The sequence below is a fragment of the Streptomyces sp. NPDC012825 genome (assembly GCF_042900925.1).
Taxonomy (GTDB): Bacteria; Actinomycetota; Actinomycetes; order Streptomycetales; family Streptomycetaceae; genus Streptomyces.
The window spans coordinates 22,855-46,256 of sequence record NZ_JBIBBZ010000023.1; the positions used below are offsets into that span (position 1 = coordinate 22,855).

The window sequence follows — 23,402 nt, forward strand, 5'->3', positions numbered from 1 at the left end:
GGCGACCGCCGCGTACGCCTGCGGGGCGCGAACGCCGCGTACGCCCGCCGCACAGGACCGTGCCGTACGGCCATCGCGCAGGGCCACCCCGCACGCCCGCCGCGCAGGGCCACCCCGTACAGCCGCCGTGAGCACCACCCCACACACCCGCCGCACAGGACCACCCCGTACGCCCGGCCCCGTACGCCTACACCTCCACCCGCGCCCGCTCCACCACCGTCCGCAGGTCCAGGGTGTGCGGCAGCGTGCCGAAGGCCGCGCCGCCGTCCCCGCCGAGCCGCGCCGCGCAGAACGCGTCCGCCACCTCCGGCGGGGCCCACCGCACGAGCAGCGCCCCCTGGAGCACCAGGGCCATCCGCTCCACGAGCCGCCGCGCCCGCGCCTCGACGCCGTCCAGGTCCGCCAGTTCGGCGAGCAGCTCCCGTACCGCCCGGTCGAAGCGGTGGTCCGCGCCCCGCGCCGCGCCGATCTCCCGCAGGAAGGCGTCGAGCGAGAGCGGCTCGGTCCGCAGCACCCGCACCACGTCCAGGGCCTGCACGTTCCCCGAGCCCTCCCAGACCGAGTTGAGCGGCGACTCCCGCAGCAGCCGGGGCATCCCCGACTCCTCCACGTACCCGTTGCCGCCCAGGCACTCCAGCGCCTCGGTCACCACCGGCGTACACCGCTTGGTCACCCAGTACTTCGCCACCGGCACCGCGATCCGCAGCAGCGCCCGCTCCCGCGCGGCGTCCTGCCCGCCCTCCTCCGCCGCGTCGTACGCCGCCGCGAGCCGCATCCCCAGGACCGTCGCCGCCTCCGACTCCAGGGCCAGGTCCGCGAGGACGTTCCGCATCAGGGGCTTCTCGGCCAGCGGCCCGCCGAAGGCGCTCCGGTACGAGCAGTGGTGGACGGCCTGCGCCACCGCCTGCCGCATCAGCGCCGCCGAGCCGAGCACGCAGTCGAGCCGGGTCGCCGCCACCATCCCCATGATCGAGCGGACCCCGCGCCCCTCCTCGCCGATCCGGCGCGCCCAGGTCGTGCCGTCGAACTCGACCTCGGCCGAGGCGTTCGACCGGTTGCCCAGCTTGTCCTTCAGGCGCTGGATCGCGAAGGCGTTGCGCGAGCCGTCGGCGAGCACCCGGGGCACCAGGAAGCAGGTCAGGCCCGCCGGGGCCTGCGCCAGGACCAGGAAGGCGTCCGACATCGGCGCCGAGCAGAACCACTTGTGCCCGGTCAGGACGTACTCGCCCGCCGCCGCCAGCGGACGCGCCTCCGTCGTGTTCGCCCGGACGTCGCTGCCGCCCTGCTTCTCCGTCATCGCCATCCCGAGCAGCGCGCCCGGCTTCTCCGCGACGGGCAGCAGCGCCCGCTCGTACACGTGCGAGCGGGCCGCCGGCTCCCAGACCTCGGCGAGCTCCGGCTCGATCCGCAGCGCGGGCACCGCCGCGTGCGTCATCGACAGCGGACAGCCGTGCCCCGCCTCCGCCTGCGTCGCCACCAGGAACCCGGCCGCCCGCCGCACGTGCCCGCCCGGAAGCCCCCACGCGTCGGTCAGCCCGGACGACACGGAACGGCCCAGGATCCGGTGCCAGGCCGGATGGAAGTGGACCTCGTCGATCCGGTGGCCGTAGCGGTCGTGGGTCCGCAGCCGCGGCGGGTTCTCGTTCGCCTGCTCGCCCCACTCCCGCACCTGCTCCGAACCCGTCGCCCGGCCGAGCAGCGCGAGGGACTCCCGGGCCTCGTCGCGCAGCCCCGGACCGAGGTGCCGTTCGACCGCCTCGACCAGGGCGCGGTCGCCCGTGAAGACGTCGTACCCCACCAGGGGAGGGGGCTGATTGCTCACTGTGTGGGTGGTCCGCGCCATACGGATACGGTAAGCAGGTGCAGGCAGCAAGAGAAACACCCGAACCGCCCGAACGGCGGCCCTGGAGCAGGCTCCACCGCGCCCGCGTCCTCTACCGCAACGTCTCGAAGCGGAAGATGGTCTGGCTGCTCCTCAAGGACACCGTCAACTCGTGCATCGAGTACCGGATCCTCGGTCTCGCCGCCGAGGCGGCGTTCTTCACCCTGCTGTCCCTGCCGCCCCTGCTCCTCGGCCTGATCGCCCTCCTGGGCTACGCCGACGACTGGACCAACACCGACACCGTCACCAGCATCCAGGAGAACATCCTCCGCGCCGCCGGGACGGTCCTCTCCGACCGGGGCGTCGAGGAGATCGCCAAACCGGTCCTGGACGACGTCACCGGGGGCAAACGGCCCGACCTGATCTCCCTGGGCTTCGCCATCGCCCTCTGGTCCGGCTCCCGCGCGGTGAACGTCTTCATCGACACCATCACCGTCATGTACGGCCTCGACGGGCACCGCGGCATCGTGAAGACCCGGCTGCTCGCCTTCCTGCTCTACCTCGTGGCCCTGGTCATCGGCGCCGTCGTGCTGCCGCTCGCCGTCGTCGGCCCCGACCGGGTCGTCGAACTCGTCCCCTGGGGGACGGAGGTCGTCTCCGTCCTGTACTGGCCGGCCGTCATCCTCCTCTCCATCGCCTTCCTCACCACGCTCTACCACGTGTCCGTGCCCGTGCGGTCGCCGTGGATCGAGGACATCCCCGGCGCCCTCGTCGCGCTCGCCATGTGGGCCCTCGGCAGCTTCCTGCTGCGGATCTACCTCACCAGCCAGGTCGAGGGCCCCACCATCTACGGCTCCCTCGCCGCGCCCATCGCCGTCCTCCTCTGGATCGGCGTCTCCGCCTTCGCCGTCCTCGTCGGCGCCGCAGTGAACGCCGCCATCGACCGCGTCTGGCCCTCCGTCGCCACCGCCGCCGCCCGCGAGGCCAACGAACGCGCCCGCGCCGTCCAGGCGGCGGAGCTCGTCGCCCGCGTCCGGGCCGAGGCGGAGGACGTCGACGAGGACGACCCGGACATGCCCTCCGAGTTCCCCGAGCGCTGGTCGAAGTTCCTGCCCCCGGACGACGTGAAGTCCCGCCTGCACTCGGGCCGGGAGAAGGACTGACCCCGGGGGAGAAGGTGTACGAGGAACGCCCGGCCCGCCTCACGGGAGCCGTCCTGTGGACCGCCGAGACCGATCCGAAGGCCCCGGTCCGCCCGATCCTCCCCGACGGCTGCATGGACCTGATCTGGGCCGACGGCCGCCTCCTCGTCGCCGGACCCGACACACGCGCGCACATGCCGACGGAGACCGCCACGCGGTACGCGGGACTCCGCTTCGCCCCGGGGGACGCGCCCCGCGTCCTCGGAGTCCCGGCCCGCGCGCTGCGCGACCGGCTGGTCCCCCTGGACGCCCTGTGGGACGGGCCCGAGGCGCGCCGGACCGGCGAACGGATCACCGAGGCCCCCGACCCGGCCGCCGCCCTGGAGGAGTTCGTACGGCTCCGGTCCGCCGCCGCCCCCGCGCCCGACCCGCTCCTGCGGGCCGTCGTGGCGCGCCTCGCCGCCGGCCGGCCGGTCGCGCGGACGGCCGACGCGGTCGGGCTCGGCGCCCGGCAGCTGCACCGCCGCTCCCTCGACGCCTTCGGCTACGGCCCCAAGACCCTCGCCCGGATCCTCCGCCTCCAGCGCGCCCTCGCCCTGGTCAGGTCCGGCGTGCCGTACGCGGAGGCGGCCGTCCGCGCGGGCTGCGCGGACCAGGCCCACCTGGCCCGCGAGGTCAGATCCCTCACGGGCACGACACCGACCGCCTACGCGCGCCTGTCGGCGTCGGCGAACAACGACACCGCGCACCCGTCCGGATCGAGCACCACCGCGTAACGCTGCCCCCAGACCGCGTCCCAGGGCGCCAGGTGCCCCCGGTACCCGGCGGCGACCAGCTCCCCGTACAGCGCGTCCACCTCCGCCGGCGACCCGCACCGGAAGGCCGGCTCGATCCGGTGCCCGCCCGAGGGCCGCGTCCACCCCGGATCGAAGGACCGGACCACCTCCTCCGTGTCCCACGCGAACCGCAGCCCACCGGGCAGCACCACCTCCACGTGCGGCGCCTCCTCGGCCCCCTCCGGGACCTCCGTCCCGAGCCGCCGGTAGAAGGCGAGCGAGGCGGCCATGTCGGAGACGACGAGCCCGATCAGATCGAACCGGGGGGGAGAGGTACGGGGTGTGACGTCCATGCGTCGCACCCTGGGGAGCACCCGCCACCCGGGTCTTGTACGAATCGGACACGGCCCGGGGACGCCCGTGGCTCGCCCCCGACGCCCGGGCCGCCGCCGACCTCGTTTAATCCGGTGGTGCCACCGCCCGGGACGGGGCTATGGTTCTGCTCATCCGTTCGCGAGTGAGCGGTGATCAGTTCGTGGAGAAGCAGCCGGAGGTGAGGACATTGATGACTGTCACGGTGACGGGCACGGCCCGCATTCAGGAGTTCATCGTTCCCACCTCCGTGGCCTCCGGCTGACACCCACTCGAACCGCGCGCCCGTAGCGCGCCGCCGGGGCCGCCCTTCGAAGGGTCCCCCTTGTCTTCCTCGCTTTCCCATGGTTCCTCCTCCCCGCTCGACGCCCACGGCTGGGACTCCGGATGGGCCGCCGCCTTCGCGCCGTACGCCGACCGGGGGCTCGTCCCGGGCCGGGTCGTCCGGGTCGACCGCGGTCAGTGCGATGTCGCCACCGACGCGGGAACCGTCCGCGCCGACACGGCGTTCGTGACCCCGCACGACCCGCTCCGGGTCGTCTGCACCGGCGACTGGGCCGCCGTCGACCCCGAGGGCGCCGGCGATCCCCGGTACGTACGGGCGTGCCTGCCGCGCCGTACCGCCTTCGCGCGCTCCACCTCCTCCAAGCGGTCCGAGGGACAGATCCTCGCCGCCAACGTCGACCACGCCGTCATCGCCGTCTCGCTCGCCGTCGAACTCGACCTCGGACGGATCGAACGCTTCCTCGCCCTGGCCTGGGAGTCCGGCTCCCAGCCGATCGTCGTCCTCACCAAGGCCGACCTCGTCCCCGACCCCGTCGGGCTCTCCTACCTCGTCGAGGACGTCGAGACCGTCGCCCCCGGCGTGCAGGTGCTGCCCCTCAGCTCGACCACCGGCGAGGGGCTCGACGTGCTCTCCGCGGTCGTCGCGGGCGGCACGACCGTGCTGCTCGGCATCTCCGGCGCCGGCAAGTCCACCCTCGCCAACGCGCTCGTGGGCGAGGACGTCATGTCCGTCCGGGCCGCTCGCGACGTCGACGGCAAGGGCCGGCACACCACCACCACCCGCAACCTCTTCGTCCTGCCGGGCGGGGGAGTCCTCATCGACACCCCCGGGCTTCGCGGCGTCGGGCTCTGGGACGCCGAGGCCGGTGTCGGCCAGGTCTTCTCGGAGATCGAGGAGCTGGCCCGGGACTGCCGCTTCCACGACTGCGCCCACGAGGCGGAGCCGGGCTGCGCGGTGGCGGCCGCCATCGAGGACGGCACCCTGCCCGTGCGCCGCCTGGAGAGCTTCCGCAAGCTCATGCGCGAGAACCAGCGGCTCGTGGCCAAGACCGACGCCCGGCTGCGCGGCGAGATCCGCAGGGACTGGAAGCGCACGATGACCGCCGGTCGCGCCGCCGTGGAGTTCAAGCGCAACGGCCGTCTGCGGTAGCCCGTACGGGCGGGGGCGTACGGCCCCGGGGAGCGCGGTGTCCGAAAACCGCGAGCCCCGGGCCGTCCGCCGCCGCACACTGGAGACCGTGAGGGACGACGACACCCGCTACGAGGCGGTCAGCAGCAGGGACGCGCGGTTCGACGGAGAGTTCTTCTTCGCCGTCCGGACCACCGGCATCTACTGCCGTCCCAGCTGCCCCGCCGTCACCCCCAAGCGGCGGAACGTCGCCTTCTTCCCGACGGCCGCCGCCGCCCAGGGCCACGGCTTCCGGGCCTGCCGCCGCTGCCGCCCGGACGCCGTGCCCGGCTCCGCCGAGTGGAACGCGCGGGCCGACGTCGTCGGGCGCGCCGTGCGCATGATCGGGGACGGCGTCGTCGACCGCGAGGGCGTCCCCGGCCTCGCCGGACGCCTCGGCTACAGCACCCGGCAGGTCCAGCGCCAGCTCACCGCCGAACTCGGCGCCGGACCCGTCGCCCTCGCCCGCGCCCAGCGCGCCCACACCGCCCGGCTGCTGCTCCAGACCACCGGGCTCCCCGTCACCGAGATCGCCTTCGCGGCCGGCTTCGCCAGCGTCCGCCAGTTCAACGACACGATCCGCGCCGTCTACGCCCGCACCCCCACCGCCCTGCGCGCCGAGACCGGGACCGGCGCGGGAGCCCGTACCGCCCTCGCCGCCGGAGTGCCGCTGCGGCTCGCCCACCGGGGGCCGTACGCCGCCGGCGAGGTCTTCGACCTGCTCGCCGCCGAGGCCGTGCCCCGCGTCGAGGAGGTCGCCGGCGCCCCCGGCGCCCGCACCTACCGGCGCACCCTCCGCCTCCCGTACGGCACCGGGATCGTCTCCGTCGACGAGCGCTCCGCCGGGCGCTGGCTGGACGCCCGCCTCCACCTCACCGAGCTGCGCGACCTGACCACCGCCGTGCACCGCCTCCGCCGCCTCTTCGACCTGGACGCCGACCCGTACGCCGTCGCCGAACGCCTCGGGGCCGTCCCCGCGCTCGCCGCCGAGGTGGCCGCCCGGCCGGGCGTGCGCTCCCCGGGCACGGCCGACCCCGAGGAGTTCGCCCTGCGGACCCTCCTCGGCGCCGAGGGGTCCGCCCGGGCCGTCGAGGAGCACGGCACCCCCCTGGCCACCGCCTGCGGCGGCCTCACCCACCTCTTCCCGGCTCCCCGTGACCTGACCGGCCACCCCGTCGCCGGGCCGCTGGCCCGCGCGCTCGACGCCGGAGCCGTACGCCTCGACCCCGGCGCCGACCGCGACGAGGCCGAGCGCGCGCTGCTCGCCGTCCCCGGAGTGACGCCCGGGACGGCCGCCCTGATCCGGATGCGGGCCCTCGGGGACCCCGACGTGTTCCCGGAGTACGCCCCCGGGGCCGGGGAGTGGCGGCCCTGGCGCTCGTACGCCGCCCGCTACCTCCTCGGGATCGGGACCGCCGGTGCGTCCGGACGGTCTTCTCGCTGACCTCGCCGACCTCGCGGGGCTCGCCGACCTCGCGGGGCTCAGCCCCCGATCACCGCCCCCGCCCACGCCCCCACGATCAGCAGACAGGCGAACAGTTCGACGAGGACGCTCGCGCCCGCCGCCCGCATCACCGCCCGGGTCGCCGTCCTGGCCTGGCCGTGGCCGCCCAGACGGAGCCGCTCCGCGAGGTAGATCCCGCCGACGAAACCCGGCACCGCGCCGACCACCGGGACCAGGACGAAGCCCAGGAGCGCGCCCGCCCCGGCGTACGTCACCGTCCGGCGGGTGATGCCGACCCCCCGGAACCGGCGCGCGGGCAGTTGCCAGACGATCACCTGGGTGAGGAGCAGCAGGCCCGTCGAGGAGGCGAGGAGGATCCAGGCGAGGTCCGTCCGCTCGTGCAGCGACCACCAGAGCATCGCCGCCCACACCAGCCACGTTCCCGGCACGCCGGGCGTCAGGACCCCGAACAGGCCGAGCAGCATCACCGTCGCGACCATCAGGAGCTGCCACACACCCACGCTGCCCAGCGTGCACGACCCGGTGGATTCCCGCAGGTCGCGACGGGCGGACGGGGGAGGGAGCGGACGACGGTCGGGGTACGAGTGGACGACGGTACGGCTCCGGACCACCGGGGTACGAGGGGACGACGGTACGGTCCCGGGCCACCGGCGTACGGAGCGGACGACGGTACGGCCTCGGACCCCGGGGCCTCCGGGCTCCCGCGTCCGGCGCCGACGTTCGCCCGGGTTCACGCCCCGGCCTCGACGCCCGGCCCCGCCCACGCCCCGCCCCGGCTCACCCGCGCGCGACCCACCCCTTCTCGTACGCGTGCCAGCCCAGTTGCAGCCGGGTCGAGACCCCGGACAGCTCCATCAGCCCCTTCACCCGCCGCTGCACCGTCCGCAGCCCCAGGTCCAGCTGCTTCGCCACGCTCGCGTCCGTCATCCCGGCGAGCAGCAGGGAGAGGATCTCCAGGTCCACCGCGTCCGGGCCCGGCGCCCGGTCCTCGGTGACCTGCGCGTCCGCCCCGAGCCGCAGCGGCAGCGCGTCCCGCCACACCGACTCGAAGAGTCCCGTCAACGATTCGAGGAGCCCGCTCGCGTGCACCACGATCGCCGCCGGCTCCGCGCCCCGCCCGGTCAGCGGCACCATCGCCAGGGCCCGGTCGGCGACGACCAGCTTCGTGGGGACCCGGTCCACCACCCGGACGCGCTCCTCGCGGCCGAGCGCCGCCGACAGCTCCAGGAGTCCCGACGGCTGGGAGAGCACCTCGCGCTCGATCACCACCCGGTAGCGCACCCCGCGCCCGGCCGCCTGCTCCTCCGCGCCGTTCTCCGGCCCGGAGACCGCGACCGGCCTGCCCGTCACCAGGGCGCAGACCTCCTCCGTCGCGCCCAACTGGAGCTGGAGGAAGCGGTGGGTCACCGCGCTCGCCCCGGTCACCACCTCCACCAGATCGTGCACGGCCGCCTCCGCCGCCTCCGCCCGGTACTCCTCGGCGAGCAGCGCCGCCGCCAGCTCGGCCCGCTCCAGCTCGTGGCGCTGCTGGGTGAGCAACGCGCCGAGCGCCACCCCGGGCGGGGCCGCGACCCACCGCCCGGTGCGGGCCGAGGACTGGGCGGCGAGCCCCTGCGACTCCAGGCGGCGCAGGGCCCGCTCGGTCTCCCGCTCGGGCAGGGCGAGCCGATGGGCGAGGTCCGTGACCTCGGCCGCGCCCAGCGAGACCAGAGCGCGATACGCCGATTCCTGGCGTTCGTCGAGTCCTATCGCTCCCAGCATGGTTGCCCCGCCCCTCGCCGCACCTCCGCCGGGCGTCCCGCGTCTTCCGGGAGCGTCCGGCGGAGGCTTTCGTTCCGTTGGTGACCTGGCGGGAAACGGCCACGGCGTATTCCCGCCGGGCTCATCATCCCCGTACCGCCCTCACCTCTGCCAATGTGGCGCCACCGCAGCACCGACGGCCTCCGGGGACGGGCGATTCGCGCCGCCGTGACCGGAATCAGAGGGGAGAGGACGATGCGCCCGATTTCGCGTCTTCGAGACACCGGCCGGAGCCGGGACGCACACGTTCCAACGGAACCCCCTGCGGATCGGCGGCAATGCGGGGGCCCGCTCCCCTTCCGTCAACTCGGTGGGGGAATTCACCTCCAAGCTTGACGGGAGCGTCTATTCTCGGGACATCCCGATTCTCTTCCCCCGGTACGACCTTCCGGGGGGGGACGGCCTCGAGACCCCCGCCGCGACCGACGGCCGGCACATCGGCCTCACCGCGACGGGACACGCGGGCCACACCCCCGTAGCGCTCACCCCGGCCGGGCTCTCGTCCTCCCACGACGGCGGTACGACCCGGACCGGAGCGCGGGTCTCCCAGCAGGGCGGCCGCCGGACCGCGACCGTGAACCACGCGGGCGCGACCGGCAGGCAGGTCACCCTGAAGAGCGAACCGACGGACGCCAGGGACGAATCCGTCACCCAGATCGTGGTCCGCGCTTACGACGTGCGCTGACCACGCCGGTCCGCCGGGCGTCCTTCCCGTGGGGGGTGGGGCCGCCCGGCGGACCACCCGTTCGCCGCAACGCTTTTCCCCATGTGCCGTTTTCGGGCCCCTCGCGCGGTGGACAATAAGGGCATGACTCAGCAGGGGGACAGCTGGTGGGACGAGCTCTACGACGAGTCGGCGCCGGACACGGGCCCGACGGCCTCGGGTGACACGCTCGACGACCGCTTCGACGCGGTGGCCCGCGCCACGACGGACCCACCGGGCGACACGAAGAGCCAGCCGGGCCCGGACCTCCGGGCCGCGGCTCCGGCATCGGCTCCGGATCCGGCTCCGGCACCGAAGAGCACCGCTCCCGACACGGCACCGGAACCGCCGCCGGTACCACCCGCACCGCCGGTACCACCCGCACCACCCGCACCGCTCGCGGCCCCCGTGCCGCCCGTCCCCGAGCGGGCCCCCTGGGAGGCCGCCGCGACCGGGCCGCGGACCTTCCCCGCCCCGCCGCCACCGCCCGCCCCGCCGGCCGAGACGCCCACCGTCCAGGTGTCCCCGGACCCGCCGGAGCAGGAGCAGGAGCCGCCGTCGGCCGGTGTCGACCCGGCCCCGACCGTGCAGGTCCCCGTCCCCCGCCCCCGTACCGGATTCGTCGGCGGCAGGCCGCCCACCTACGAGCCCGAGCCCACCACCCTGCCCGTCGCCCGCCCCGGCGAACTCGCCGACGTGGTCGCGGACACCGTCCTCGACGGCGCCCGCTACGGCACCTGCACGCTGCGCGCCGCCTCCGTGCGCGGCGACTCGGCCCGCTTCCGGGGCGAGCCCCGCCGCGACGCCCTCCTGACCGCCCGCTTCGGCCACGACGAGGCCGCGCTCGTCCTCGTCGCCGTCGCCGCCGGATCCCGCGCCGCCGAGGACGGCCACCTCGCCGCCGCCGACGCCTGCCGGTGGATCGCGGAGGCGGTCTGCCGCAGCCACACCCGGCTCTCCGAGGACATCAGGTCCGGCCGCCGCGGCGACCTCAAGTCCGGACTGCACCGGCTCACCGACCGCACGTACGGCAAGCTGCGCGCCCGCGCCGCCGAGCGCGGCCTCGCCCCCGACGCGTACACCGCGGCCCTCCGCTGCCTCCTGCTCCCCGCCGACCCCGAGTGCCGCACCCGGGTCTTCTTCGGCGTCGGCGGCGGCGGTCTCTTCCGGCTCCGCGACGGCGCCTGGCAGGACATCGAACCGCTGCTGCCCGAGCGGGCCGCCGTCACCGGCGCCCCCGTCGTCGGCTTCGGCTCCCCGCCGTCCGCCCCGTCCGCCCCGGAGGCGGCCGAGGAGGACGACCGGCTCACCATGGACCTCGGCATCACGACCGCGCCCGGACCGCTGATCGAGGAGCCCGTTCCGCCGCCCGCCGAGCCGTTCCGCTTCCGGGCCTCCGTCGCCCGTCCCGGTGACGCCCTGCTGCTCGCCTCGGCGGGCCTCGCCGAGCCGATGCGCGGCGAACCGGACCTCGCCCGTGAGCTCGCCGACCGCTGGGCCGGCGCGGAACCGCCCGGCCTCGCCGCCTTCCTCGCCGACACCCAGCTGAGGGTGACCGGTTACGCCGATGACCGTACGGCGGTGGCCGTCTGGGAGGCGTGACGCGCTGGGCCGTGTGTTGATGGAGCCATGGCCAAACAGAACGTCGCCGAACAGTTCGTCGACATCCTCGTGCGCGCGGGCGTGAAACGTCTCTACGGCGTGGTCGGCGACAGTCTGAACCCGGTCGTCGACGCGATCCGCCGCACCAGGGGGATCGACTGGATCCACGTCCGCCACGAGGAGACCGCCGCCTTCGCCGCGGGCGCCGAGGCCCAGATCACCGGCGGCCTCGCCGCCTGCGCGGGCTCCTGCGGGCCGGGCAACCTGCACCTCGTCAACGGCCTGTACGACGCCCACCGCTCCATGGCCCCGGTCCTGGCCCTCGCCTCGCAGATCCCGTCCAGCGAGATCGGCCTCTCCTATTTCCAGGAGACCCACCCCGACCAGCTGTTCCGCGAGTGCAGCCACTACAGCGAACTCATCTCCAGCCCGAAGCAGATGCCCCGGCTGCTCCACACGGCGATCCAGCACGCCGTCGGCCGCGGCGGCGTCAGCGTCGTCTCGCTGCCCGGCGACATCGCCGGCGAGCCGGCCCCGCAGAAGGCGGTGGAGTCCGCGCTCGTCACCACCCGGCCCACCGTCCGCCCCGGGGACGCCGAGGTCGACGCCCTGGTCCGGATGATCGACGAGGCCGACCGGGTGACGCTCTTCTGCGGCAGCGGCACCGCCGGGGCCCACGCCGAGGTGATGCGGTTCGCCGAGCGGATCAAGGCGCCGGTCGGACACGCCCTGCGGGGCAAGGAGTGGATCCAGTACGACAACCCGTACGACGTCGGCATGAGCGGGCTGCTCGGGTACGGCGCCGCCTACGAGGCCACCCACGGGTGCGACCTGCTGATCCTGCTCGGCACCGACTTCCCGTACAACGCCTTCCTGCCCGACGACGTGAAGATCGTCCAGGTGGACGTCAGGGCCGAGCACCTCGGGCGCCGCTCCCGGCTCGACCTCGCCGTCTGGGGCGACGTCCGGGAGACCCTGCGCTGCGTGACCCCCCGGGTCCGGGCCAAGAAGGACCGCCGCTTCCTCGACAAGATGCTCAAGAAGCACGCCGACGCCCTCGAAGGGGTCGTCAGGGCCTACACCCGCAAGGTCGAGAAGCACGTCCCCGTCCACCCCGAGTACGTGGCCTCCGTCCTCGACGAACTCGCCGACGACGACGCCGTCTTCACCGTCGACACGGGCATGTGCAACGTCTGGGCGGCCCGTTACCTCACGCCCAACGGGCGGCGCAGGATCATCGGCTCGTTCAGCCACGGCTCGATGGCGAACGCGCTCCCGCAGGCGATCGGGGCCCAGTTCACCGACCGGAACCGGCAGGTCGTCACACTCTCCGGCGACGGCGGCTTCTCCATGCTCATGGGCGACTTCCTCACCCTCGTCCAGTACGACCTGCCCGTGAAGGTCGTGGTCTTCGACAACTCCTCGCTCGGCATGGTCGAGCTGGAGATGATGGTCGCGGGCCTGCCCGCCTACGGGACGACGAACAAGAACCCGGACTTCGCCGCCATCGCCCGCGCCGCCGGGGCCCACGGCGTCCGGGTCGAGAAGCCCAAGCAGCTCGCGGGCGCCCTCAAGGAGGCCTTCAGGCACAAGGGCCCGGCCCTGGTCGACGTCGTCACCGACCCCAACGCGCTCTCCATCCCGCCCAGGATCAAGGCGGACATGGTGACCGGCTTCGCGCTCTCCGCGAGCAAGATGGTCCTGGACGGGGGCGTCGGGAAGATGCTCCAGATGGCCCGCTCGAACCTGCGGAACGTGCCCAGGCCCTGACCCTCCGCCACCACCCATGTATGCCGACGGTCCTGTGGGGCATGCATCCCCGTGAGCCTGTTCGACGCGACCACGGGTGGGGGGACATGACCGGGGAGGCACGACAGCCGACTCAGCTGCTCAGAAAGGTGGGGTGCGCGGATCTCACCGCGGTGCCGGAGGTGCGGCACGCCCTGCGGGAACTGCTGCGGAAGTGGGGCGGCCCGGGCGCCTCCGACGTGGCCGAACTCCTCACCAGCGAACTGGTGACCAACGCCCTGGTCCACACCGACCACGGGGCCGTCGTGACCGCGACGGTCGTCCCCGAGCAGTTACGGGTCGAGGTCCGCGACTTCGTCCCCGGCCTGAGGACGCCGGAAGCGCCGCCCGCCGACGAGGGCACGAACGGCCGGGGGCTCGTCCTCGTCCAGGCCCTGGCCGACTCCTGGGGGGTCGAGGACCGGGGGGTGGGGAAGGTGGTGTGGTTCGAGCTGAACGGCGGGGCCGCCTGAGGGGGCGACCCCGCCGTTCCGTGTGATGCGCGCACTGCTCAGCCGAACTGCTGCTCCAGGTCCTTGAGCTTGCGCTCCAGGGAGTCGAGACGGGGCAGCGCCTGGGTGTCGTCCTCGGCGGTGAGGTCCACCGTCCGGGAGTCTCCCGTCCTGGAGTCTCCCGTCCGTGGGTCTTCCGTCCGGGGCTCATCGCCCTTCACGGCTTGCAGGGACGGCCGGGGGCGAAGCGGCAGTTGTCCGGGATCCGCTATGGCGGGCTCCACGACGGGTGCCTGGACGGCGCCCGTAGTGGAGCCCGACCCGGAGACCTGGGCGGGCACCGGGCCCGGGGCGGCCGTGGCGTTCAGGGCCGCCATCTCGACCTGGCGGCCACCGCCGCGGCCGATCCCGAAGGCGCGGTGCTGACGGTTGATCGCCTTGAGCCGGGCCCGGTCCAGCTTCACCTGGTCCCGCCTGCGGATCCGGTTCTGCTCCTTCTCCCTGCGGTCCTCCCGCACCTCGTCGACCGCCTCGTCCAGGGTCCGCACGCCCTCCAGGAGCATCAGGGACCAGGCCGCGAAGGTCTCCCGGGGCGCCCTCAGCCAGCGGACGATCCGGATCTGCGGCAGCGGGCGGGGCACGAGGCCCTGCTCGCGCAGCGCGGCCCGGCGGGTCTGCTTCAGCGCCCGGTCGAAGAGGACCGCCGCCGAGAGGGACATGCCCGCGAAGAAGTGCGGGGCCCCGTCGTGGCCGAAGCCCCGGGGCGCGTGCACCCAGTTGAACCAGGCCGCCGCGCCCGCGAACAGCCAGACGAGCAGACGCGAGCCGAGGGCCGCGTCGCCGTGGCTGGCCTCGCGGACGGCGAGGACGGAGCAGAACATGGCGGCGCCGTCGAGGCCGAAGGGCACGAGGTACTCCCAGCCGCCGGAGAGGCTGAGGTTCTGGCGGCCGAAGCCCACGAGGCCGTGGAAGGAGAGCGCGGCCGCGACGGCCGCGCAGCAGAACAGCAGGCCGTACGAGGCGAACCCGTAGACGGCCTCCTTGCGCCGGCGGCGCTCCTCGCTGCGTTCCCAGGAGTCCTCGGCCGGGGTCTGGTCACCGGCGCGCTTCCCGCGCGCGAGCACCGCCACCGCCGTCAGGACTCCGGCGACCATCACGCCGCCCGGGAGCAGCCAGTCCAGCGATATGTCGGTCAGTCTCATGCGGTGTCCCTTGCATCGCGGTAGGGCGTTCGGTCGCCCATACTGACCGACCCCGCGCGGCGCTCACGCCGTTTCGGGGCAAGAGCACGCCATCGGGGTGCCGGGCCATACGAATAGGGGCGATCTGATCGAACACCCTTGCAGGGGAGGGGGGTTGGGTTCGATTGACGCCACCCTTCCGGGTGGCGTAATCGTCGTGCGGCCGTCGGCGCCTCAGGCGGCCGCGGTCAGCTTGCGGACCCGGTCGGCGTCACAGGTGCGGGGGCAGGTGACGCAGGTGTCCTCGGGGCGCAGCGTGTAGAAGAAGCAGCAGGTGGCCCGGTCCCGGGTGGTGAGCGGGCCGCCGTCCGGCCCCTCGGCGCCGGGCAGCTCCCGGAAGCCCGCGGAGCCCGCGTACGGCTTGTACGGCTTGGCGGTGCCCGGCATCAGGAGCTCCAGCTCCTCCCTCGCCCGCCGCTCCTCGCCGAGCAGGGTGCCGACGTGCCAGAGGCCCTCGACGATCTCGTCCGTCGCCATCCCCCACAGGGCCCGGCGGCCGCGCCGCATCCGGGAGCCGAAGCCGTCGAGGACCGCCTCGAAGTGCTCGGCGAGCGAGGAGCGCACCTCGGCCCGCAGCGACTCCTCGTCCGGGACGACCCGGGCGCCGGGCAGGGCCGCGGCCGGGTCGTCCGGCAGGCAGGCGAACTCCTCGATCCGGACCGCCATGCGGCCGAGCGTGCGCTGGAAGGCGACGTTCCGGACGGGCAGGCGCGGCACCCGGCGCTCCAGGAACCACGGGACGGTGACCAGGAGGCAGGCGGGCCAGGCGTACCGGTGCAGACCGAAGCTCGCGACGACGTCGGGGCGGGCCCGGGCGCCGTAGTCGCGCAGCACCTGCTCGTCGTCCCAGGCCAGGAAGGCGTCGAGCTCGGCGCCGCCGGCCGCGAGCGCCTCCGCGTCGACCCACCCCTCGCCCCGCGGCAGGAGTTCGCCGGGGGCGTGTTCCTCTATGCGCAGGTACGAGAAGACCTCGGTGAGGCGGGCGTAGGAGGCCGCGACGGGCGGGGCGGGCGGGGCGGGCAACAGGGCGGGGACGGTCATGCGGACCACCGAATCGCGATCGTTGGCAGGTAAGGCTTACCTTACCCGATTCGATCGGGTGTCTCACCACCAGCGCACCGCTCCGACCTGCGAGGCGTCTCTCACACCCCTGGCGCCGGTCCGTTCGCCTATGGTGCACAGAGGACCCGCGCGACGCGAGCCGGGACCGGCACGAGGCCGCAGGAGGACCCGGGTGGAGCAGGGCGCAGCGCGCGAGCGGACGTCGGACACCGCGTCCGGGCCCCGGCCCCCCGCCGACGCCGCGCACGGCCGGCCGACGATTCCGGCTCCTGCCGACGCCGTACGCGGTCGGTCGGCGGCTCCGGCCGAGCCCGCGGGCGCACGGCCCGTGCGGGTGCCGGGCCAGGCCCGGGAGACGGAGCCGGGGCGGGATCGGGGCCGGGCCCGGGACGTGGAGGAGGAGGCGGCCCCGGGGCAGCACCAGGACACGACTCCGGGGCAGCACCAGGACGCGGCTCCGGAGCAGCACCAGGACACGGCCCCGGTCCAGAGCCAGGACACGCCCCCGGGGCAGGGCCTGAGCGCGGACCCGCGTCCGGGGCGGCACCCGGAGCAGGGCCGGGGGACGCCCCCCGCCCCCGGAGCCCCGGACGTCCACCGTGAGCCGGACGTCCACGGTGAGTCGGTCGGGCTCGGGCCCCGGACCGTGCGGCGGCACTCCGTGCGCGGGCAGGTCCTCGAAGCGCTCCGTACCGCCCTCGTCGGCGGCGAGCTCGTCCCCGGCGAGGTGTACTCCGCGCCCGCCCTCGCCGACCGCTTCGGCGTCTCCGCCACACCCGTCCGCGAGGCGATGCAGCGCCTGGCCGTCGAGGGCGCCGTCGAGGTCGTGCCGAACCGCGGCTTCCGCGTCACCGAGCGCACCCCCCGCGAGCTGGCCGAACTGGCCGAGATCCGCGCGCTCATCGAGGTCCCCGTCATGCTGCGGCTCGCCCGCACCGTCCCGGCCGCCCGCTGGGCCGAGCTGCGCCCGCTGGCCGAGGCCACCGCGACGGCCGCGGCCCGGGGCGACCGCGCCCACTACGCCGAGGCCGACCGCGCCTTCCACCGGGCCGTCCTCTCGCTCGCCGGGAACCAGCAGCTGCTCGCCGTCGCCGACGACCTCCACCGCCGCTCCCAGTGGCCCCTGATCAGCGCCCCCGCCCTCCGCCACGGCGTCCTCGTCGCCGACGCCGCCGAGCACACCGCCCTGCTCGACGCCCTGATCGCCCAGGACCTGACGGTCGTCCGGGTCCTCGTGCGGGAGCACTTCACCGGCTCGGAGTGCTGAGCGCCCGGGACGACCGGGGGTGTCCTGCGGATCGGGCCGGACCGGGGAGCGGTGCCGGACACCGCGGACCCGGCCCGATCTCCGGGGCACCCCCTAAGGTTGGGGGCGTCAGCCGCTCGCACCGTGCCGTCCGTGAGGTGTCCCCATGCCGTCCGCGACCCCGTCCCCGGCCTGGGACGGACGCCGGCCCGCCCCCGGTACGGAGCCCGGGGCCACGGCCCTGCTCGGCTGGCTCACCGACCCCGACGCGCCCCGGCTCTGCCTCGTCACCGGCCCTCCCGGCAGCGGCAAGACGGCGCTGCTCGGCTGGCTCGCCGCGCACGGCCCGCGCTCCGGCCGCACCCGCCGCCGGCCCGCCCGGGTGCTCGTCCCGCTGGCCGGGCAGTGCGCCCTCGGCGCGGCCTGGACCGTCGCCGACCGCCTCGGCGTGGTGGCCGGCACCCCGGGCGACCTGGTCGACGCCCTCGCCACCAGCGAGGCGCGCCCCACCGGCCGGGCCGTCCTCCTCCTCACCGACCTGCACGCCGCCGCCGAACCCGACGCGCTCGCCCGGCTGGTCGCGGAACTCGCGGGGGTGGGCCGGGTCCGGCTCGTGGTCGAGGCCCGCGACGACACCCCCGCCCTCGCCGCCCTGCGCGCCGACCGCCGGGTCGCCGTCGTGGACCTCGACGGCGACCCCGGCCCCCTCGACCCGGCCGGGGAGCCCGCCCGGCCGGTGCCGGACCTCTCCGACCCCGCGGCCGTCTGCGCCGCCGACCCGCTGCTCGTCACCACGGCGTACGTCACCGGCTCCGCCCCGGCCGGCGTGCCCGGCACCCTCGACGGGCCCGAGCCGTCGGGGCGTCCCGGCGAGACCACCGCCGACGACCACGGCGGCCTGCGCACCGCCTGGATGCGGGCCGGGCAGTCGCTCTGCCGCGCCCAGTCCCCGGCGGATCGGGCCCTGGTGCTGCTCGCCGCGCTCGGCGACGGGGCCGACCCCCGGCTGCGCCCCGCCCTCGCCGACCTCGCGGCGGCCGCGCCCTGGCGGCTCCGCTGGGCCCGCCACCGCGGCGACCTGACCCCGCCCTGGCCGGGCCCGGTCACCGTCCTCGGCTCGGCGGGCGGCCCGCTGGAGGGCACCCTGCTCGTGGGCGACCGCACCGGCACCGTACGCCTGCTGCACGAGGCCGACGCCGGCTCCGCCGGGCGCCTGGCGCACACGGTCCCCGGCCGGGTCGCGGCCCTCGCGCCCGCGCCGGACGGCACGGTGCTGATCCTGGACGACCGGGGCCGGCTGCACACCGTACGGGGAACGGCCCCCCGGCCCCCGTACCTGGAGCGCCTCACCGAGGCGGTCTCCGCGACCCTCGCCCGGCACCCCGGCACGGCCCTCGCGGCGATCGGCGGCTCGGTGGTGGTGGGGGACCGGCTCGGTTCCGTGCACGCCTTCGGCCTCACCGGCCTCCACCAGGCGGCCTCCCACAGCGGCCGGGTCACGGCGGTCGCGGCGGTGGAGTCCGCGACCCCCTTCGTCTGCTCCGGCGGCGCCGACGGGACCGTACGGCTCTGGACCCCGGGCCGCGACCCGCTCCCCGAGCCGCTCGCCGAACGCCGCTCTCCGGTGGTCTCCCTGCACGCCGCGGAGACCCCGTACGGCCCCCTGGTCGCCGCGGCCTGGGCCGACGGGCTCGTCGAGCTCCACCGGCCGGAGGGCGGACCGAAGCTCTCCTTCCGCCCGGGCCCCCCGGTCCGCGCCGTCGCCGTCACCGGCTCGGGCTCCCTCCTCGTCGGTACCGACGAGAGCCTGCTCTGCCTCGCGGTGAAGGGCTGACGGGACGTCAAGAAGCCTTCTGGAGAAGGTCTTTCAGGTGGCCGGGTGGGGGGTGAGCTGGACCGCCAGCCAGGTCGGCACCCCGCCGAGCAGCCGGAACAGGCGCCTCGCCTCCGCCCGCAACCGCCCCGCCTCCGGCTCCGTCTCCGTGGTGGCCAGGGCGGTGAGGGCCGGAGCCGTACCGACCAGATAGCCCAACTCCTCACGGATCCGCAGCGATTCGGCGAAGCCGTGGCGCGCCTCCGCCAACTCCCCCTCGCGCAGGGCCAGTCCGGCCAGATGGCGCCAGGTCGAGGAGAGCAGCAGCGAGTCGCCCCGGGCGGTCGCCCCCGCGTGCGCCCTGGTGTACGCGGCGCGGGCCGCCTGCGGGGAGTCGCCGAGGTTCTGGGCGACGAGGCCGCGCCGGAAGTCGAGCAGCGGCCGGCCCTCGGCGGAGGGGGCGATCAGGGCCGCCGCCCGGCCCAGGGCCATCCGGGCCTCGTCGGCCCGGTCGCGGACCCCGAGCAGGGTGGACGCGTAGGCGAGGTAGCCGCGTTCGCAGGCGGCGGCCCCGCGCTCCTCGTCCGTCCGGGCGACCGCCTCGGCCGCCCGCAGGGCCTCCTCGGCGTCGGCCCAGCCCTTCTCGGTGTAGAGGCAGCGTTCGACGAGCAGCGCGGCCCGTTCGAGCGCCGCGTCCGGTTCGGCGGCGCGCGGCGCGAGCAGCGCGGCCGCGTCCGTCCAGCAGCCCCGGGAGCGGAGACGCCACACGGCCGTCTCCACGGGGGTCTCCTTGCCGTGGGCGAGGGACGGGTCTCCGCCATCCCGTGATTCGGAACCAGACATGGCGGTGTCCGCCACATTGCCCTCCCCGAGCGCGCCATCGAGCTGTTGAGTAGACCCGCATCTCAGCACGAAGGGCCGCACCCGGCCAAGGGGTCGGGTGAAAGATTTCACAAAGGGGCGATCGGTGGGGTGACCACCCTTCGGAGGACGCCCGACGGTCCGTCAGATCGCCGTCGGGCACGGGACCGGGCCCCGGCGCGGCCCGTCGACGGCGCCGGCCGACGGCCCCCACCAGCCCGGACGTCACTCCTTCGGACTCCTCCGAAGGAGTGAATCCCCGGACGGTTCTCCGGGCCTCCGCCGGAGGCGTCGCGGGGCGCCTCAGCTCATCCGCAGGGCCAGGAAGAAGTCGAGCTTGTCCTCCAGGCGGGACAGGTCGCGGCCGGTGAGCTGCTCGATCCGGCCCACCCGGTACCGCAGCGTGTTCACGTGCAGGTGGAGCCGGGACGCGCAGCGCGTCCAGGAGCCGTCGCAGTCCAGGAACGCCTCCAGGGTCGGGATCAGCTCCGCCCGGTGGCGCCGGTCGTAGTCCCGCAGCGGGTCGAGCAGCCGGGCCGTGAACGCCCGGCGGACGTCGTCCGGCACGAACGGCAGCAGCAGCACGTGCGAGGCCAGCTCGTGGTGTCCGGCCGCGCAGACCCGGCCCGGCCGGGCCGCGGCGACCCGGCGGGCGTGCCGGGCCTCCTCCAGGGCCCCGCGCAGGCCCTCGGCCGAGTGCACGGCCGCGCTGACGCCCAGGGTCAGGCGCCCGTCGTCGGCGAGGCCCGCGGAGAGCGGAGCCCGTACGGCGGCGAGCAGCGCGTCCGCGTGCAGGCCGACGGCGGGGGCGCCGCCCTCGTCCTCGCTCTCCGGCAGCGGCCCGGCGGCCAGCGGCACCAGCGCGATGGCCTCGTCCCCGCTGTGCGCGACGGCGATCCGGTCGGCCGACTCGGCGCCGACCGCCGCCGGGTCCACGAGGATCTCCTCCAGGAGCGCCTGCGCGACCGGGCCGCCGTCCACCGCGGTCCCCTGGCCGTCCGCCTGCTCCCAGTCGACCCGGGCCACGACGACCTGCCAGTGCGGGGCCGTGCCGAGGCCGGGCAGCAGCACCGGGGCGGCCACCCGCAGCCGGGCCGCGATCTCGGCGGGCGCGGCGCCCGTCTGCACCAGCTCCAGGATCTCCTGGGCGAGCCGGCGCCGCACCGTACGGGCCGCGTCGCGCCGGTCCCGCTCGACCGCGATCAGCTGGGTCACGCCCTGGAGCAGGTCGAGCCGGGCGGCCGGCCAGTCGCCCGCGTCCGCCTCGACGGCGAGCAGCCAGTCCGAGAGGACCGTCTCGCGCACGTCCCGGACGACGGGGGCGGCGCCCCGGCCGGTGTTGCGGATCGGGAAGAGCGAGTACGTCGTTCCGCCGCCGGACACCCGGTGCGGGCCGCGGCGGCCGGTCCGGACGGCGGCCAGGTGCTCCCCGGCCAGACGGGCGGCGAGCCCGCTCTCCAGGGGCTCCCCGGCGCCCGCGATCCGGCGGCCGGTGGGGGAGAGGACCCAGGCCCGCAGGTCCAGGTCGGAACCGAGGAGGTCGAGGACGACCTCGGGGCCGCCGCCCGCCGGACCGGAGGTCATCAGGCGCCTGTGCCGGTCGACGACGGCCGCCAGGTCCCCGGCCCGCTCGCCGGACACCTGTCGAACAACGTGCTCGGTGATCGTCGCGAACGCAACGGACTCGTTGACCGCGAAGAGCGGCAGCCGGTGGCGCGAACACGCCTGTACGAGATCGTCGGGGATGTCCCCGAGTTCCGCCTCGCCCGCCGCGAGCGCCGCCACCCCGGCCGAGGCCAGGAGCCGGGCGAAGGGCTCGGCGTCGGCCGGCTCCCGCAGCCAGGCCAGACCGGTCAGGACCAGCTCGCCGCCGGACAGGTAACGACTGGGGTCCTTGAGGTCCGTCGTCATCACGCCCCGGACGGTGCGGTCCAGCTCGTCGTCGCCGCCGAGCAGGCGCAGCCCCAGCGCGTCGTTCTCCAGCAGTGCGCGCAGCCGCATGATGTCGCCGCCGTCCTTCTCGTCAGTGGTCGTGGTTGTCGCGTTGTCGCATTGTCGACGGGTCGGTGGTGCCACCGTTTCCAGGGGGAAACGGTGAGGTTTCCGTTCTCCGCCTTTCGTTCGAATCTACAAGACGACGGTGGGCACCAGCCAACTCCTTCATGTTTTCGGTGACTGCACCCAGGAGATCGTGGGCTTGTGTACTAGGCCACACACCGCGTGAACAGCACATGAACAAGACAAGGGCCGGCCGTCTTCCCGGGCCCATCCGCACCGCACTGATCATCCGATCACCAGAATCACTAGAAGAGAGCCACCATGGACTTCCTTCGCCCCGCCAGCTGGGAGGAGGCGCTCGCCGCCAAGGCCGAGCACCCCACGGCCGTGCCCATCGCGGGCGGTACCGACGTCATGGTCGAGATCAACTTCGACCACCGGCGTCCCGAGTACCTCCTGGACCTGAACCGTATCGAGCTGCTGAGCGAATGGGAGGTCGGCGAGGAGAACGTCCGGCTCGGCGCCTCCGTCCCGTACACCCGGATCATGGAGAACCTGCGGGCCGAACTGCCCGGCCTGGCACTCGCCTCGCACACGGTGGCCTCCCCGCAGATCCGCAACCGCGGCGGCGTCGGGGGCAACCTCGGCACCGCCTCGCCCGCCGGCGACGCCCACCCGGCCCTGCTCGCCGCGGGCGCCGAGGTCGAGGTCGAGTCGGTGCGCGGCAGCCGTTTCATCCCGATCGACGCGTTCTACACGGGCGTGAAGCGCAACGCGCTGGAGCCCGACGAGCTCATCAAGACCGTCCACATCAAGAAGGCGGACGGCCCCCAGCAGTACTCCAAGGTCGGCACCCGCAACGCGATGGTCATCGCCGTCTGCGCCTTCGGTCTCGCGCTCCACCCGGAGACCCGGACCGTGCGTACCGGCATCGGCTCCGCCGCGCCGACCCCGATCCGCGCCAAGGAGGCCGAGGCCTTCCTGAACGCGGCCCTGGAGGAGGGCGGCTTCTGGGACAACGGCAAGATCATCACCCCGTCGATCGCGAAGCAGTTCGCCGACCTCTGCTCGGGCGCCGCGAACCCGATCGACGACGTCCGGGGCACCGCCAAGTACCGCCGCCACGCCGTCGGAATCATGGCCCGCCGCCAGCTCGGCTGGACCTGGGAGCAGTACCGCGGCACCGGCCGCACGCTTGAGGGAGCTGCATAACATGCGCGTCAATTTCACGGTCAACGGACGTCCGCAGGAGGCCGACGACGTCTGGGAGGGCGAGTCCCTCCTCTACGTCCTGCGCGAGCGGATGGGCCTTCCCGGCTCCAAGAACGCCTGCGAGCAGGGCGAGTGCGGTTCCTGCACGGTCCGCCTCGACGGCGTCCCCGTCTGTTCCTGCCTCGTCGCCGCCGGTCAGGTCGAGGGCCGCGAGGTCGTCACCGTCGAGGGCCTCGCCGAGTTCGCCAAGGAGCGCACGGAGCACGGCTCCTGCGGCACCGGCGCCTGCGGCGGCACCTCGCTCGACGCCGCCAAGAAGTGGGAGGCCCGGCCGGGCCAGGACTCCCAGACCGGCGAGGGCGTCGAACTCTCCCCGATCCAGCAGGCGTTCATCGACGCCGGCGCCGTCCAGTGCGGCTTCTGCACCCCCGGTCTGCTGATCGCCGCCGACGAGCTCCTGGAGCGGCAGAGCGACCCGTCCGACCAGGACATCCGTGAGGCCCTCTCCGGCAACCTGTGCCGCTGCACGGGCTACGAGAAGATCCTCGACGCGGTCCGCCTCGCGGCCGCCCGTCAGGGAGAGGCGGTCTGACC

At 75.0% G+C, this 23,402-nt stretch carries 21 protein-coding genes; 13 read left to right on the plus strand and 8 right to left on the minus strand.

What is annotated here, in order from left to right; translation table 11 throughout:
- Positions 1-187: 187 nt before the first annotated feature.
- Positions 188-1,843, minus strand: coding sequence for an acyl-CoA dehydrogenase family protein (locus ACFY7E_RS29780; protein ID WP_389490234.1), 1,656 nt, complete (start codon positions 1,841-1,843; stop codon positions 188-190).
- Between the two features lie 17 nt (positions 1,844-1,860).
- Here ACFY7E_RS29780 and ACFY7E_RS29785 point away from each other — a divergent pair, with 17 nt between their 5' ends.
- Complete coding sequence (locus ACFY7E_RS29785) at positions 1,861-2,985, plus strand: YihY/virulence factor BrkB family protein (protein ID WP_383439407.1); 1,125 nt, start codon at positions 1,861-1,863, stop codon at positions 2,983-2,985.
- Positions 2,986-2,999: 14 nt separating this feature from the next.
- Positions 3,000-3,740: a helix-turn-helix domain-containing protein gene (locus tag ACFY7E_RS29790; protein WP_389490237.1), complete on the plus strand. Its 741-nt coding sequence runs from the start codon at positions 3,000-3,002 to the stop codon at positions 3,738-3,740.
- Here the strand turns inward: ACFY7E_RS29790 and ACFY7E_RS29795 are convergent.
- Entirely contained in the window at positions 3,671-4,093 is a 423-nt protein-coding gene (locus tag ACFY7E_RS29795) for a VOC family protein (protein ID WP_389490239.1), read from the minus strand. The two genes, ACFY7E_RS29790 and ACFY7E_RS29795, sit on opposite strands and share 70 nt — an antisense overlap.
- Positions 4,094-4,233: 140 nt before the next feature.
- On the opposite strand from ACFY7E_RS29795, the gene ACFY7E_RS29800 reads away from it, so the two are divergent.
- From ACFY7E_RS29800 to ACFY7E_RS29810, 3 genes are all read left to right on the plus strand, one after another.
- A complete protein-coding gene (locus ACFY7E_RS29800) occupies positions 4,234-4,377 on the plus strand; it encodes a hypothetical protein (RefSeq protein ID WP_389490241.1) in 144 nt (47 codons plus the stop codon).
- A gap of 60 nt (positions 4,378-4,437) precedes the next feature.
- Positions 4,438-5,547: a ribosome small subunit-dependent GTPase A gene (rsgA, locus tag ACFY7E_RS29805; RefSeq protein WP_389490244.1), complete on the plus strand. Its 1,110-nt coding sequence runs from the start codon at positions 4,438-4,440 to the stop codon at positions 5,545-5,547.
- Between the two features lie 88 nt (positions 5,548-5,635).
- Positions 5,636-7,009 carry a DNA-3-methyladenine glycosylase 2 family protein gene (locus ACFY7E_RS29810; RefSeq protein ID WP_389490246.1) on the plus strand — a complete coding sequence of 458 codons (1,374 nt, stop codon included), beginning with the start codon at positions 5,636-5,638 and terminating at the stop codon, positions 7,007-7,009.
- A 38-nt stretch (positions 7,010-7,047) separates the two neighbouring features.
- Here the strand turns inward: ACFY7E_RS29810 and ACFY7E_RS29815 are convergent, their stop codons facing one another.
- Positions 7,048-7,530 carry a DUF456 domain-containing protein gene (locus ACFY7E_RS29815; RefSeq protein ID WP_389490248.1) on the minus strand — a complete coding sequence of 161 codons (483 nt, stop codon included), beginning with the start codon at positions 7,528-7,530 and terminating at the stop codon, positions 7,048-7,050.
- Between the two features lie 277 nt (positions 7,531-7,807).
- Positions 7,808-8,791: a helix-turn-helix domain-containing protein gene (locus ACFY7E_RS29820; protein ID WP_389490250.1), complete on the minus strand. Its 984-nt coding sequence runs from the start codon at positions 8,789-8,791 to the stop codon at positions 7,808-7,810.
- Between the two features lie 349 nt (positions 8,792-9,140).
- Between ACFY7E_RS29820 and ACFY7E_RS29825 the strand changes: the two genes are divergently transcribed.
- The 4 genes from ACFY7E_RS29825 to ACFY7E_RS29840 all read left to right on the plus strand — a co-directional run bounded on the left by ACFY7E_RS29825 (position 9,141) and on the right by ACFY7E_RS29840 (position 13,396).
- Positions 9,141-9,515 carry a hypothetical protein gene (locus ACFY7E_RS29825; protein ID WP_389490253.1) on the plus strand — a complete coding sequence of 125 codons (375 nt, stop codon included), beginning with the start codon at positions 9,141-9,143 and terminating at the stop codon, positions 9,513-9,515.
- 123 nt (positions 9,516-9,638) lie between these two features.
- A complete protein-coding gene (locus tag ACFY7E_RS29830) occupies positions 9,639-11,135 on the plus strand; it encodes a protein phosphatase 2C domain-containing protein (protein ID WP_389490255.1) in 1,497 nt (498 codons plus the stop codon).
- 27 nt (positions 11,136-11,162) lie between these two features.
- Positions 11,163-12,905 carry a pyruvate dehydrogenase gene (locus tag ACFY7E_RS29835; protein WP_389490257.1) on the plus strand — a complete coding sequence of 581 codons (1,743 nt, stop codon included), beginning with the start codon at positions 11,163-11,165 and terminating at the stop codon, positions 12,903-12,905.
- A gap of 86 nt (positions 12,906-12,991) precedes the next feature.
- Entirely contained in the window at positions 12,992-13,396 is a 405-nt protein-coding gene (locus ACFY7E_RS29840; RefSeq protein ID WP_383439372.1) for an ATP-binding protein, read from the plus strand.
- Between the two features lie 38 nt (positions 13,397-13,434).
- On the opposite strand, the gene ACFY7E_RS29845 is transcribed toward ACFY7E_RS29840, so the two are convergent.
- Positions 13,435-14,577, minus strand: coding sequence for a DUF2637 domain-containing protein (locus ACFY7E_RS29845; RefSeq protein WP_389490260.1), 1,143 nt, complete (start codon positions 14,575-14,577; stop codon positions 13,435-13,437).
- A gap of 213 nt (positions 14,578-14,790) precedes the next feature.
- Positions 14,791-15,657 carry a (2Fe-2S)-binding protein gene (locus tag ACFY7E_RS29850; protein WP_389490263.1) on the minus strand — a complete coding sequence of 289 codons (867 nt, stop codon included), beginning with the start codon at positions 15,655-15,657 and terminating at the stop codon, positions 14,791-14,793.
- Positions 15,658-16,195: 538 nt separating this feature from the next.
- Here ACFY7E_RS29850 and ACFY7E_RS29855 point away from each other — a divergent pair.
- On the plus strand, positions 16,196-16,945 hold the full coding sequence (locus ACFY7E_RS29855; protein WP_389490331.1) for a GntR family transcriptional regulator: 750 nt from the start codon (positions 16,196-16,198) through the stop codon (positions 16,943-16,945).
- A 145-nt stretch (positions 16,946-17,090) separates the two neighbouring features.
- Positions 17,091-18,758, plus strand: a complete 1,668-nt coding sequence (locus ACFY7E_RS29860; protein WP_389490265.1) for a hypothetical protein — start codon at positions 17,091-17,093, stop codon at positions 18,756-18,758.
- A 33-nt stretch (positions 18,759-18,791) separates the two neighbouring features.
- Here ACFY7E_RS29860 and ACFY7E_RS29865 read toward each other — a convergent pair whose 3' ends face one another.
- Entirely contained in the window at positions 18,792-19,580 is a 789-nt protein-coding gene (locus ACFY7E_RS29865) for a hypothetical protein (RefSeq protein WP_389490268.1), read from the minus strand.
- Between the two features lie 321 nt (positions 19,581-19,901).
- On the minus strand, positions 19,902-21,599 hold the full coding sequence (locus tag ACFY7E_RS29870; RefSeq protein WP_389490271.1) for a PucR family transcriptional regulator: 1,698 nt from the start codon (positions 21,597-21,599) through the stop codon (positions 19,902-19,904).
- A 318-nt stretch (positions 21,600-21,917) separates the two neighbouring features.
- Between ACFY7E_RS29870 and ACFY7E_RS29875 the strand changes: the two genes are divergently transcribed.
- Both ACFY7E_RS29875 and ACFY7E_RS29880 read left to right on the plus strand, forming a co-directional pair.
- Entirely contained in the window at positions 21,918-22,808 is an 891-nt protein-coding gene (locus ACFY7E_RS29875) for a xanthine dehydrogenase family protein subunit M (RefSeq protein ID WP_121832305.1), read from the plus strand.
- A gap of 1 nt (position 22,809) precedes the next feature.
- Positions 22,810-23,400 (plus strand): (2Fe-2S)-binding protein, encoded by a 591-nt coding sequence (locus tag ACFY7E_RS29880; RefSeq protein WP_356548070.1) that lies wholly within the window; start codon positions 22,810-22,812, stop codon positions 23,398-23,400.
- The last annotated feature ends 2 nt before the right edge of the window (positions 23,401-23,402 follow it).